Consider the following 12,062-nt stretch of genomic DNA (forward strand, 5'->3'; position numbering starts at 1 on the left):
TATTAACTATCAGCTAAAAGGGAAATTGCGTTCAATGCTGCAACCGTGACAGTACTTCCACCTTTTCGGCCAATATTCGTAATGAATGGCACTTCTGTGATCTTAGCCAGTTCCTCTTTCGATTCCGCTGCAGAAACGAACCCAACAGGCATTCCAATAATTAAGTCCGGCTTTGCAATCCCTTCTTTAATAAGGCGAATGAGCTCAAGTAAAGCTGTAGGTGCATTGCCAATGGCATAAATGCCCCCTTCATTTTCCTTTACGGCTTTTTGCATCGAAATGATCGCTCTTGTCGTATTCAAACGTTTTGCTTCGACCATCACATCTGGATCTGAAATGTAGCAATGAACGTCCCCGCCGTGTTTTTGAAATCTTTTTTTGCCTGTACCGCTCTCGATCATTTGCACATCCGCAATGACATGTCTCCCTTTGCGAATGGCTTCCACACCAGCTTGAATGGCATTTGGATGGACGATGACACTTCTTCCCAATTCAAAATCAGCTGAAGCATGAATGACCCGGCGGACGATCTTCCATTCATCCTCAGAAAAATCATGATCGCCCATTTCTTCAGCTATCATTGAAAAACTATAATCATATATTTTGTCTGGATCTACCGTTAGTGGTTTGAAATCCGTTTTAAAATCCATCTTGCATTCCTCCTATTATTTATTCAACTGATTATTCAACTCGGCAATGACATGATTAAAACTGGAATGAACATTTTGATAGTCAACATCTGGCCTTGATATCATAATCGTCTCTATTCCACATTCCAACGCGGCTTCCAATTTCTCATCAACCGCACCGACCTTGCCACTTTCTTTCGTTATCATCAATGTGACGCCATACTGTTTATATAGGGCTTTATTTAATTCTTTGGAAAATGGACCTTGAATCGCAACGATATTTTTTTGTTCAATGCCTAGCTGAGCACATTTTTCCATATTATCCATGCGTGGCAGCATTCTTGCTATGACTCTGGTATTCTCGAGCCCTACCAATTCTTTTGCGAACACCGCTAGGGTTTTACTTCCGGTCGTGAGCATGATGACTCCCCGTTTTGCAGCAGCCAGCTTGGCAGCTTCCTCATAATCACGGACAACTATCAATTTGTCATTCTGAAACCGTTGGCTTTCACGCTCATAACGAATATAAGGAACATTTGCTGCCTTTGCTCCGTTAAGAGCGTTTTTGGATGCTTCTTCCGCAAATGGGTGACTTGCATCAACTACAGCCTGAAAACCTTTTTCAGAGATTAAAGAGGTCATATCCTCTGCAGTTAATCGGCCAATCCGGGTGGATATCCCTGCATCTTGCAAACTCTTCGCCGCCGACTCGGTTACAACAGTTGCCAAAACCTTGAATCCCACCTGCTGCATCTCAATCGCTAATTCCCGCGCATCACTTGTACCCGCCAAGAACAAAATCATTTTGACGTACCCACCTCTTGCCCATCGTGCTGATGGTCGTGGTCATGATGGTCGTGGTCATGATGGTCATGGTCATGGTCGTGATGGTCGTGATGGTCGTGGTCATGGTCGTGATGGTGATGATGGTGGGCATGTCCATGTTCCTCGACATATTTTCGATAGTTTTCCAAATCACGTGCCCCACTTGATCTGCCTTCACTAGCTTCAATTACTCGTTCTTGCAGAATGTTCTGTAAGGTTGGATGATACCCAAAATACTTCGCCAAAATAAATTCCCGATCAAGATATTGCTCTTGATAGCCTTTCAGCATATCCTCCATTCTTTCCATTAACACCCCCGTGAAGAGGAAATATGGCAGCATCACTATTTTTTTTGCCCCCAACCGGATGCATCGTTCAATGCCTTCATCAACATGCGGGTCTGTTACACCCATGAACGCTGTTTCGACCCATTTAACGTTTAATTTTTCCCATAATAATCGTGAAATTTTATATATATCACTATTTGCATCAGCATCACTGCCCCCTCGGCCAATTAGCAATATTGCTGTCTCAGCCTGTTCCGAGGATGTATCGAAGCCGGCTTCCTCAAGTCGGTCTGTCAGGATCGTCAATACATCATGGTGGACCCCGATCGTTTGACCATATGTGAATTTCACTTCTGGATATTTGGTTTTCCCATCCTCTATTTCAGCTGGGATATGTAATTTCGAATGTCCTGCATGCAACAAAATGATCGGTATGACGATAACTTCCGTAGCCCCTCGTTTTACACAATTATCAATGCCTTTTGATATATTCGGTGTCGCAAATTCCAGGAAGCACGTTTCTACCAAAAAACTGTCATCCATTGCCGGAATCATATTTTTAATAAAATGAACGACTTCTTCGTTTCCCGAAGCCAGGCGGCTTCCGTGTCCTACAAACAAAACTGCTTTCATTTACTTTCCCCCTCTTGATTAGTCTTCACAAGGCGCAGGCTCTATGTTTATTTTGGGAGCAATGTCCTGATAAGAAAAATTCTGTATCTTTTTTGAACGTTTGAAGTATTTAAAAAGCCGCTCATTTGGATGGGCATTTTGCTTATACTCCCCGACAATGTCCGTAATCAATTCAACAAGCCGTTCCGGTTCAATGCCTTCAGCTACCGGCTGACCTGGATGGGCCGTTCTTCCAACCGGTTTAGCTCCAAGAAATAAGTCGAACTTCCCTTTTCGGAAGACAATCCCGATGTCATCCATCACGGCACTATAACAAGCCATTCCACACCCATTAAATCCGATGTTCAGTTCCTTAGGCATTTTCATTCCGCCAAGCACCCGGTGTATTTCATCCGCATATGGTATGGATTCCGCTTTTTCACCATCACAGAAATCACAGGCTTTTAACGTCAGTACATCTCCAATCGGCGATAATAGAAAGTTTGCTGATTGCAATTTCCCCGTAATGACTTCCGGGTCCGTTGTCGGGATCTTTAAAACGATCTTATGATTTGGCGTGTATTCCATCGTTCCCTTTTCCCCGACAACTTCCGCAAGTGTCATCATTTGTTTGGGAGTGAATTGTTTATTCGCCACACCTGGACTTACGGCAAGTTCGAATACCGACTCCATTTTTTGCTGGACAATCGGCTTAATGGATTGCTGAACGGTTTGACCCTTCACTCTTGACAAGGCTTCCATTGCCATTTCAAAAGAAGTGGACTTCTTTTCTGGAGCTTTTGTAAGTAATCCAACTCCTCCAGCAGACTTCGTAGAGGTTTCTTGCATGGAATCGGCTTCTTGATCTAATGCCCACGGTTCCGCTTCTTTTTGCAGACGCTGATGCGGCTTCAATGTTTGCTTTTCCGAATTCAATGTATATTTCCTCTGATAGCCTCTTGGTGTGATTATTTTGTCATCGTATAAAAAAGTGGATGAATTACCGATAATGACGGTGGTCAACATTCCAATATCGTGATTCAACATATCTTTCAAATTGGTTATGACAATATCCTGCCGATCGCGATAAGCACTTTTCACCAACCCGACAGGTGTATCTGGCGAACGGTAGCGAAGGAGAATTTTCTGTGTTTCAACAATTTGCCTAGTCCGCCTGCCGCTGCGCGGATTATAAAGCGCAATGACAAAATCAGCCATTGCAGCTGCTTCCACCCTTTTAGCGATTAGGTCCCAAGGAGTTAAATGATCACTGAGGCTGATCGTACACGAATCGTGCATGACTGGTGCCCCAAGTAAAGACGCACAAGAGTTGATTGCAGAAATACCAGGAATGACTTCAATGCCCACTCCAGTTTCTTCTTTCCAACCTTTTTCAATCAATACTTCATAAACCAACCCTGCCATCCCGTACACTCCGGCATCCCCACTGGAAATGACAGCCACTTTTTTTCCCAACTCCGCTTGTTTTACTGCTTCCTGAGCACGTGATACCTCTTCAGTCATCCCCGTACTAATGATCGTTTGATCTGTAAGCAGTCCCTGAATGAGTTCAACATAAGTTTTATAACCAATGATGTAGTCACTTTCTTGAAGGGCTTCGACAGCACGTTTGGTAATGTGTTCAAAATTCCCTGGTCCAAAGCCCACGACGAATAATTTACCGTTTGTACTCATTAAGACATCTCCTTTTACGATTTGTTCTTTGAAATACCCGTATGAGCAGGAAAATCCGGATTAGGCGTCATTTCCCCATCACTGAATTGGTAGATCATCTGTGGAACATATTCCCCATCTTCGATATTGCTGACAATCTCCCGACCGAAATCAGGCGTATCCACTCTATACCATTTCCCTTGGGGATAGGCAATCACAACGCAGGCATCCTTACATCTTCCGTTACAGCGTGTCCTTGTTGTATGAATTTTCAAATCCAGTCCCTTTGAAGTAATTTCATCGCGAATCGCTTGAGTTACTTCTTCCCCGCCCTTTTTCATGCAACTGCTTCCATTGCAAATCAACAAATGCGTATTTGTACCCTTCAAGTTCCAAGTAGTCATCTTCTTCCTCCTGAGTTCAGGGAAAAGGCAAAATAAAAAACCTTAACATAAGAGTCAAGGTTTAAAAAACTATATGAATGAGGAGCCCTCCGCAAATATGCTGAATCTCCCAAAATCGTCATAGTCCTTCTACCTTTCCCTCCGAAAAGTATCATACAATTTCAAAAGCAGGTTTCCTGGCTTACGCTTCATTTTACTTTGTCCCTTCCCGGCTTTAAGCCAGTGGTTATCGACAATTCATCAGCGTTTACAGTAGCGGGGGCTGCATCGGATTTTCACCGATTTCCCTATTATCCCTTGGAAATTCACACAAGAGCACTTTTAAAATGAAATATTTGGTTTTATTATACAATTATAGCTAACCTTATCTATCATATAACAACTTTAGCAAAATTCAATAGTTTATTCCGACTGTTTAGAAAAGTTTAATAGTGTAAATCCAGCCATAAGCCTTTCCTCTCTGCATTCTTAGTCAAAAAAAAAAAAAAAGAGAGTGTAGCTGGAATTATTTCTTTATGGTACACTATACGAGAATTTTCGAAATAATTACATAAGTTTTATGGTGTTGAATTTCTCGGAATTCAGCTTAAAAGGGAAGCCGGTGAAAGTCCGGAGCGGTCCCGCCACTGTAAAGGGAAGTCCTATTACGTTAACATTAATCCACTGTCAAATGAGATGGGAAGGATGTAACGGGACAATGAACCTAAGCCAGGAGACCTGCCATGAAGCGTGAAACTGTTTCAACCTACGAGGATGGGTGTGCGGATCAGGCAGAATGGCCCATATTGGTTTATGCTGCAAAATTCCTGTTCATTACGCACTTCTTTCTTTTGAGAGAAGTGCTTTTTATGTTGGGCGCCGCTTTTCTTCTAAAGTTTTGATCAGAAAAATTAAAGGTGTTGAAAGGAGAAAGAATGAAAAGAGTCAATTGGAAAATTCTTTATTTTGTCATTTTACTGCTTCTTGTCCCAAAACGTGCGATGGCCATGCATATCATGGAGGGCTTTTTACCAATTGAATGGGCCATATTTTGGTGGGCCGTGACCCTTCCATTTTTAATCTTGGGTTACCGGTCCATTAGGTCCAAAGTAAGGGAAAACCCAGAAACAAAAATGATGCTCGGTCTATCGGGTGCATTCGTATTCATATTATCTGCCTTGAAGATTCCTTCCGTTACTGGAAGTTCTTCACACCCTACCGGAGTTGGTTTAGGTTCCATATTATTCGGGCCATTGGCCATGAGTGTCTTAGGCTCCATCGTTCTATTATTTCAAGCTGTTCTACTGGCTCACGGTGGATTGACGACATTAGGGGCCAATGCATTTTCCATGGCTGTATGCGGACCTTTCATTGCTTACTTTGTCTTCAAGGGCGCAACTAAATTGGGGTGGTCTTTTTCGCTGGCCGTTTTCTTGGCAGCTGCTTTTGGCGATTTAGGAACCTATGTGGTAACTTCCGTTCAACTTGCACTTGCTTTTCCATCCGAGGTAGGTGGATTCATGGCCTCATTCAATAAATTTGCAGGAATATTTGCCCTGACCCAAATTCCCTTGGCAATCAGCGAGGGATTATTGACAGTGGTTGTGATGAATTTCCTAAAAAAATACAATCTAGGCGAATTGAAATTGCTGCGAGTTTTATCTAAGGAGGCCCGTTAACATGAAAAAAAGTTTATTGCTGCTTTTCCTGGTCGTCATTCTTGCCACCATACCGTTAATCACCCAGCAAGGAACGGAATTTGGCGGTGCCGACGGCGAAGCTGAAGAAGCCATCACTAAAATCCAGCCGGAATACAAGCCTTGGTTCAATAGTATTTGGGAGCCGCCAGGTGCAGAAACCGAGAGCTTATTATTTGCGCTGCAAGCTGCAATCGGAGCTGGTTTCATTGGATACTTCATTGGCGTAATGAGACAAAGGAAAAAACAAACCAAACAAGAAATGAACGAAAAATCGAAACATGTTACTCATTGATAAATATGCCTATTTCAATGGGCTAAAGGATGTACATCCGTTGGAAAAGATGATTTTTGCACTCTCCCTTATGCTGTTTTCGTTAACGGTAAGGGATTTGGCCGTTTCGCTCATCACTTTTATGGTGATGAGCGCTTTAATCCTTTTTGTGGCAAAAATCCCGCTTTCGTATTATCTGAAATTACTCTTATTACCAGGATTCTTTCTATTATCAGGCACACTTACCATCCTTTTTTCTATCTCCAGTACATTTACTTCGATGCCGAATATTTGGTGGTCCTGGAAAGTCGGAAATTGGCAAATTTTCATCAGCGATGGCAGCATTGGTACAGTGATCAATTTGATCACTGTCGTATTTAGCAGTATAAGCTGTTTATATTTCTTAACCTTGACTACACCCATTACCGTCATTCTATCCGTACTGCGAAAACTTAAAGTGCCTTCCTTATTGATCGATCTAATAGAATTGACCTATCGCTTCATCTTTATTTTTTTAGATACAGCTTTGGCCATCCACCTAGCACAAGCTTCACGACTGGGATATGGTTCGGTAAGGCAAGGCATTCGATCTCTCGGGTTACTAACCTCATCATTATTTTTGGGAGTATTCCAGCGCTCTGGGCAATTGACGATGGCCATGAACGCAAGAGGATATCAGGATAACCTTTCTTATATCGAGGATACTTACACCTTTTCCTCACGCAATTGGCTAATCGCCATTGTAATACTAGGAAGTTTAATCCTTATTTATGGATATATGTAAATTGGAGGCAATTCAAAAATGGAAGAGCATATCTTTAATATAGAGGGCCTCACGCATCAATATGCAGATGGGACGTTCGCGATAAAAGATCTTTCACTACTGATTCAACAAGGTAAAAAGATTGCATTATTAGGCAATAATGGAGCCGGCAAATCGACTCTATTCCTCCATTTAAATGGTCTTTTACAACCAACATCAGGAACAATCAGATTTAAAGGCAAGAAAATGAAATATGACCGTAAAGCATTATTATCATTACGAAAACAAGTCGGAATCGTTTTTCAAGATCCCGACTCCCAGCTTTTTTCCGCTAATGTTCAACAGGATATATCGTTTGGACCGATGAATTTAGGATGGGATAGAAATGTAGTCCAGGAGAAAGTGCAATGGGCGATGGATCAAACGGAAGTAACGGAAATGAAAGACAAACCTACCCATTTTTTGAGCTTAGGGCAAAAAAAACGTGTCGCCATTGCCGGGGTACTAGCCATGGAACCCGATGTCTGGCTCTTGGACGAGCCTACCGCTGGATTGGATCCTTATTTCTCCAGACAGATCATGGCTCTGTTGGACAGTATCCACCACCCAGACAAAACGATAATTCTATCAACTCATGATGTTAATTTAGCCTATCAATGGGCTGATGAAGTCGTTGTCATGAACGATGGAAAGGTCATATACCAAGGGGACCCTGTATCCGTTTTTCATGATGAAGACATTTTGATGAAGGCTCATCTCGAGAAGCCGTGGGTTTTTGAAATGTTTCAAGCCCTTCTTCAATCAAGAATACCCGGAGAAAAGGAACTTGTCCCAAGAACGAAGGAAGAGTTGCTTCAAAAAATCGAGACAGAAAAAATTTATTAATTAAAATCCCTAGCTTGTTTCATCATTCAAAAAGCTAGGGGATTAAATCGTTGTATCCTTAAAATATCAGCCGGAAATTCTTGACCCTAACCAATAAACAAGTCATTTCCTTTCTTCCTCAGATCCTTCTTTTTTAATCTCGATATCCTTTCCGTTTACATCATCAATGACAGCTTTTATCTCGCCTTCCGCATAAGTATCCGAAACTTGTTCGTGGGTTGTGGCCAATCCAGAAGATAAAGTATCTTCCCGTTTATAGTCACTGGCATCATATGTTCTTCCTGCGATTTCTGAAGATTCATTTTTTGATTGCTTGCTATCCATTGTTTTCACTCCCAGTTTTCAATTTGTCCAATCATCGATTGACAGCAGTAATCGATTGACAGCAGTAATAGAGACAAAGGTATTTTGTGTAAAAAACAAAGCAATATTCAATAATGATAAAAAAAGGAGGAAAAAAGGCTGACTCTACTTATTTTCAATCAATTGATTTCACAAAAAAAACTTACAAGCAAAATCCCTTTTCAAGGATTTTACATGTAAGCTTAATAAGAGGTTAGGCCTCCTTCTTCACATCCATATTATCGTTTGGGTCACCCCAACATTCCACATTCTTCAAACCTTTAATATTGTTCACATGGAAGACAGGATTTTTCCCACATTTCTTTTGCTTTTGATAATCCGCCAGTGCAGCAAATGCAATCTTCCCTAGTAATGCTATGGCTATCAGGTTGATAATGGCCATAAGGGCCATCAGCAAGTCAGCCAGTCCCCAAACAAATTTCAGTGAGGCAAGCGAACCGAATATCACCATCCCTACAACTGCGATACGATAGATGTTTAACCAAACCTTATTTTCATTGATGAAGCCGATGTTCGACTCCCCATAATAATAGTTACCCACAATGGAACTAAAGGCGAATAACAGTACAATGATGGCAAGGAAAATACCAGCCCAAGATCCCAATGCGGTTCCAAGGGCATTCTGGGTAAGGACGATTCCATCCGTTTCCTTCGATGTATAAAGACCTGAAAACAAAATGATGAAGGCAGTCGAACTGCAAATGATGAGCGTATCGACAAAAACACCTAGAGACTGAATGAGACCTTGTTTGACAGGATGACTGACATCAGCTGTCGCGCCAGCATTAGGTGCACTACCCATCCCGGCTTCGTTTGAAAACAAGCCGCGCTTGATTCCCTGCATCATGGCTGCTCCCAGTACTCCGCCAGCCACTTCTTTTATTCCATCGAATGCACTTTCAAAGATCAAAGCAAAGACACTCGGTAACTCGGTAATATTCATGATGATGATGATCAACGCCACTATCACATAGGCTCCTGCCATGATGGGAACGATGACTTCAGATACCTTTGCAATCATTTTTATCCCGCCAAAAATGATGACAGCCGTTACGATAGCCAGGATGATTGCCGTAACCCACTTTTCAATTCCAAATGATTCGTTGAATGCGCTTGTAATCGTATTGGCTTGTACCGAATTGAAAGCAAGTCCAAATGTAAGCGAAATCAACACAGCGAACGTGATCCCCATCCAACGGGCATTCAATGCTTTTTCCATATAATAGGCAGGACCGCCACGGAATGCATCCCCATCCTTGACCTTATAGATTTGAGCAAGTGTACTTTCAATAAAAGCCGAAGCAGCTCCGATCAGTGCTATTAACCACATCCAGAAAACTGCTCCTGGACCTCCCATCGTGATTGCGATGGCGACACCTGCAAGGTTACCCGTTCCTACCCGTGATGCCGTGCTTATGCAAAATGCCTGAAACGATGTCACACCTTTTTTATCAGCTGTGGCCCCTTCGCCCAATAGCCTGAACATTTCCCCTACCATTCGGAATTGGACAAACTTCGTGCGGACGGAAAAATAAAGACCCAATCCAATCAACATGATGATCAATATGGAAGACCATAACACATCATTTGTCTCACTAATAAATTTTTCTAACATCTCCATTAAAACAAACCCCTCTACTTAACTCTAAATATTATTTCAAAAACATATACAACTATAATTTATTTCCCGATTCATCAGGGAGATAAACAAATGAAGCCCATAAAAAAAGGAAATTCCAGAATGAATCTCCAATACAATAATATATTATATCCTAACTCACATTTTTTTTCATTCATGATTTGGTGGAATCAATCGAAAAAATATAATATTTCAATATCATTCTCTAATAATAATAATCTTTCTGACTCACTATATTTAACATTCACTACATCGTTAATTAAATTCCATTGTTATCCTTAATATTCAAAAAACACCTTAGATATAGTGCATAAAAGCCTCACACGTCCCGGTTCCAGGTTAACGTGCGAGGCTTATATTTGCATTCATCTGCTCTCTCTTATATTCTAGTTTGCTGTAGGTCTCAATGTTGAAATTAGGTCTTTTATGATATCCTTGTTCTACCTCTCCTAGATGGTTAGAATACCTTGTGCAAACACCTTTCTTAATTCTTTCTTATCAATTTTTCCAATCGGCGTTAATGGAAACTTATCAATAAAATAGGCTATTTTAGGAACCATATACTTAGAGGTTCTTTGTTTGCAGAAATCAATTAATTCCTCACTAGTACAGGTCAATCCTTCTCGCAGTGTTACCACGACACAAACTACTTCTCCCCAATCTGGATGGGGAACGCCTATGCAAGCACTTAATGCAACAGAAGGGTGCTGGTTCACCACTCGTTCCACTTCTGAAGAATATACATTCATCCCGCCTGTAATGATCATATCTTTCTTCCTATCTACAATATAAAGGTAACCGCTTTCATCCCATTTACCAATATCACCAGTGTAGAACCAACCATCACGGATGTATTCCTGAGTAAGATCAGGTCTTTGATAATAGCCTACCATCATTGCTGGTGATTTTACGATAATTTCTCCAAACTCGGATGGTTTTACATCATTTCCATCTTTATCAATCAGTCGAACTTCGGTAAAAATGCACGGTTTTCCACAGCTCTTCAAAATTTCCGAATTGTTATGATAAGCCCATAAATGAGCGCTTTTCGATAATCTTGTAATGACAATATTACACTCTGTCATGCCGTATTGCTGGCGCATGATAGGCCCGAATACTTCAAAAGCTTCTTTAAGGCGCTTTTGTGAAATTGGTGACGCGCCATAGAAGATATTGCGCATGGAGCTCATATCATATTCCATCTTCTTTGTCTGATCAAGGAGTCTGTATAACATTGTCGGTACCATGAATGTCGTCGTAATTTTATGTTCCTTTATCGCCTGTATGAATGCTGCAGCGTCAAATGAGCCCATCACATAAACATGGACGCCCGAAACAAGGGATCTCCAAAGTAATGAACCGGCAGAATGCACAATTGGCGTACTTAGCAATACCCGGTCTCGGTCATCTAGCGGGTCTTCGATAGCCGCAGAAAGTATGGCGGCGCCGAGTCCTTTCTGGGAATGCATGACGCCTTTGGGTGTACCCGTCGTCCCGCCTGTGTATGACAGAAGGGCAATGTCTTTTGCTTCAGCTAATGGCAAGTCCATATTTTTTATTTCACCGGGCCATTGAAACTGTTCAAACTCCTCCGGATAATTAATATTAAATCCAGGAAGCCCAATGATATGGACACCATCCTTCTTCATTTCTTCTAAATACTCAAATAAGGTGTCAAAGTGTGTCTGCGTAGCTATTATGACCACTTCTGGTTTTGCTTCCTTTAAAATGAATTTTATTTCTCGTTTCCCCAGTTTTTCACTTAATGGCACTAGGGTAGCTCCACATTGCTGGATAGCCAAACCAAACATCACACTTTCCAAACTGTTTGGGATGATAGACGCTATGCGGACACCCCTTCCGGCACCCAAGCGAAGTAAATAAGAAGAGATAAGTTCTGTTTTTCTCCATAACTCTTCGTAAGTTATCGTTTCTCCGTTTGGCAACAAGGTAATGGCCGGCAGTTCTCCAAATCGTTTCATTCCTTGATTCAACAGTGACTGAAATGTCAACTTATTCAGCATAGATCAT

The 12,062-nt window shown here is 41.6% G+C and carries 13 protein-coding genes and 2 riboswitches; of the genes, 5 read left to right on the plus strand and 8 right to left on the minus strand.

Going from position 1 to position 12,062, the window contains the following annotated elements:
- Nucleotides 1-2: 2 nt before the first annotated feature.
- The 5 genes from QUF86_RS21140 to QUF86_RS21160 are packed head-to-tail and all read right to left on the minus strand — an operon-like array spanning nucleotide 3 to nucleotide 4,431.
- Nucleotides 3-650 (minus strand): precorrin-8X methylmutase, encoded by a 648-nt coding sequence (locus QUF86_RS21140; RefSeq protein WP_230156409.1) that lies wholly within the window; start codon nucleotides 648-650, stop codon nucleotides 3-5.
- Between the two features lie 15 nt (nucleotides 651-665).
- Nucleotides 666-1,433: a precorrin-6A reductase gene (gene cobK, locus QUF86_RS21145; protein ID WP_289335532.1), complete on the minus strand. Its 768-nt coding sequence runs from the start codon at nucleotides 1,431-1,433 to the stop codon at nucleotides 666-668.
- A complete protein-coding gene (locus QUF86_RS21150) occupies nucleotides 1,430-2,374 on the minus strand; it encodes a sirohydrochlorin chelatase (RefSeq protein WP_289335533.1) in 945 nt (314 codons plus the stop codon). The genes cobK and QUF86_RS21150 overlap by 4 nt, the downstream gene beginning before the upstream one ends.
- 18 nt (nucleotides 2,375-2,392) lie before the next feature.
- Nucleotides 2,393-4,048: a precorrin-3B C(17)-methyltransferase gene (gene cobJ, locus QUF86_RS21155; protein ID WP_289335534.1), complete on the minus strand. Its 1,656-nt coding sequence runs from the start codon at nucleotides 4,046-4,048 to the stop codon at nucleotides 2,393-2,395.
- Between the two features lie 14 nt (nucleotides 4,049-4,062).
- Complete coding sequence (locus QUF86_RS21160; RefSeq protein ID WP_289316654.1) at nucleotides 4,063-4,431, minus strand: (2Fe-2S) ferredoxin domain-containing protein; 369 nt, start codon at nucleotides 4,429-4,431, stop codon at nucleotides 4,063-4,065.
- Between the two features lie 149 nt (nucleotides 4,432-4,580).
- Nucleotides 4,581-4,769, minus strand: a riboswitch (cobalamin riboswitch).
- 205 nt (nucleotides 4,770-4,974) lie between these two features.
- Nucleotides 4,975-5,170: riboswitch (cobalamin riboswitch) on the plus strand.
- Here QUF86_RS21160 and QUF86_RS21165 point away from each other — a divergent pair.
- The 5 genes from QUF86_RS21165 (at nucleotide 5,154) to QUF86_RS21185 (ending at nucleotide 8,029) form a co-directional block, all read left to right on the plus strand.
- Nucleotides 5,154-5,312 carry a hypothetical protein gene (locus QUF86_RS21165; protein WP_289335535.1) on the plus strand — a complete coding sequence of 53 codons (159 nt, stop codon included), beginning with the start codon at nucleotides 5,154-5,156 and terminating at the stop codon, nucleotides 5,310-5,312. It overlaps the preceding riboswitch by 17 nt.
- Before the next feature lie 33 nt (nucleotides 5,313-5,345).
- Nucleotides 5,346-6,089, plus strand: a complete 744-nt coding sequence (locus QUF86_RS21170) for an energy-coupling factor ABC transporter permease (protein WP_289335537.1) — start codon at nucleotides 5,346-5,348, stop codon at nucleotides 6,087-6,089.
- A 1-nt stretch (nucleotide 6,090) separates the two neighbouring features.
- On the plus strand, nucleotides 6,091-6,402 hold the full coding sequence (locus tag QUF86_RS21175; RefSeq protein WP_289316656.1) for an energy-coupling factor ABC transporter substrate-binding protein: 312 nt from the start codon (nucleotides 6,091-6,093) through the stop codon (nucleotides 6,400-6,402).
- Nucleotides 6,389-7,165, plus strand: coding sequence for a cobalt ECF transporter T component CbiQ (gene cbiQ / locus QUF86_RS21180; RefSeq protein WP_289316657.1), 777 nt, complete (start codon nucleotides 6,389-6,391; stop codon nucleotides 7,163-7,165). Before QUF86_RS21175 ends, cbiQ begins: the two co-directional genes overlap by 14 nt.
- 18 nt (nucleotides 7,166-7,183) lie before the next feature.
- On the plus strand, nucleotides 7,184-8,029 hold the full coding sequence (locus tag QUF86_RS21185) for an energy-coupling factor ABC transporter ATP-binding protein (protein WP_289316658.1): 846 nt from the start codon (nucleotides 7,184-7,186) through the stop codon (nucleotides 8,027-8,029).
- 102 nt (nucleotides 8,030-8,131) lie between these two features.
- On the opposite strand, the gene QUF86_RS21190 is transcribed toward QUF86_RS21185, so the two are convergent.
- From QUF86_RS21190 to QUF86_RS21200, 3 genes are all read right to left on the minus strand, one after another.
- Nucleotides 8,132-8,353, minus strand: coding sequence for a YozQ family protein (locus QUF86_RS21190; RefSeq protein ID WP_289316659.1), 222 nt, complete (start codon nucleotides 8,351-8,353; stop codon nucleotides 8,132-8,134).
- Nucleotides 8,354-8,585: 232 nt separating this feature from the next.
- Nucleotides 8,586-10,013 carry an alanine/glycine:cation symporter family protein gene (locus QUF86_RS21195; RefSeq protein ID WP_289335538.1) on the minus strand — a complete coding sequence of 476 codons (1,428 nt, stop codon included), beginning with the start codon at nucleotides 10,011-10,013 and terminating at the stop codon, nucleotides 8,586-8,588.
- A 467-nt stretch (nucleotides 10,014-10,480) separates the two neighbouring features.
- Entirely contained in the window at nucleotides 10,481-12,055 is a 1,575-nt protein-coding gene (locus QUF86_RS21200; protein ID WP_289335539.1) for a class I adenylate-forming enzyme family protein, read from the minus strand.
- Nucleotides 12,056-12,062: the final 7 nt, after the last annotated feature.

The organism is Peribacillus sp. NJ11 (assembly GCF_030348405.1).
Classification (GTDB): Bacteria; Bacillota; Bacilli; order Bacillales; family DSM-1321; genus Peribacillus.

Coding starts and splice junctions, on each gene's coding strand:
- QUF86_RS21200 (WP_289335539.1), bottom strand. CDS start 12,055: ATGCTGAATAAGTTGACATTTCAGTCACTGTTGAATCAAGGAATGAAA.
- QUF86_RS21160 (WP_289316654.1), bottom strand. CDS start 4,431: ATGACTACTTGGAACTTGAAGGGTACAAATACGCATTTGTTGATTTGC.
- QUF86_RS21185 (WP_289316658.1), top strand. CDS start 7,184: ATGGAAGAGCATATCTTTAATATAGAGGGCCTCACGCATCAATATGCA.
- QUF86_RS21195 (WP_289335538.1), bottom strand. CDS start 10,013: ATGGAGATGTTAGAAAAATTTATTAGTGAGACAAATGATGTGTTATGG.
- cobJ (WP_289335534.1), bottom strand. CDS start 4,048: ATGAGTACAAACGGTAAATTATTCGTCGTGGGCTTTGGACCAGGGAAT.
- cbiQ (WP_289316657.1), top strand. CDS start 6,389: ATGTTACTCATTGATAAATATGCCTATTTCAATGGGCTAAAGGATGTA.
- QUF86_RS21140 (WP_230156409.1), bottom strand. CDS start 650: ATGGATTTTAAAACGGATTTCAAACCACTAACGGTAGATCCAGACAAA.
- QUF86_RS21190 (WP_289316659.1), bottom strand. CDS start 8,353: ATGGATAGCAAGCAATCAAAAAATGAATCTTCAGAAATCGCAGGAAGA.
- QUF86_RS21170 (WP_289335537.1), top strand. CDS start 5,346: ATGAAAAGAGTCAATTGGAAAATTCTTTATTTTGTCATTTTACTGCTT.
- QUF86_RS21150 (WP_289335533.1), bottom strand. CDS start 2,374: ATGAAAGCAGTTTTGTTTGTAGGACACGGAAGCCGCCTGGCTTCGGGA.
- cobK (WP_289335532.1), bottom strand. CDS start 1,433: ATGATTTTGTTCTTGGCGGGTACAAGTGATGCGCGGGAATTAGCGATT.
- QUF86_RS21175 (WP_289316656.1), top strand. CDS start 6,091: ATGAAAAAAAGTTTATTGCTGCTTTTCCTGGTCGTCATTCTTGCCACC.
- QUF86_RS21165 (WP_289335535.1), top strand. CDS start 5,154: ATGAAGCGTGAAACTGTTTCAACCTACGAGGATGGGTGTGCGGATCAG.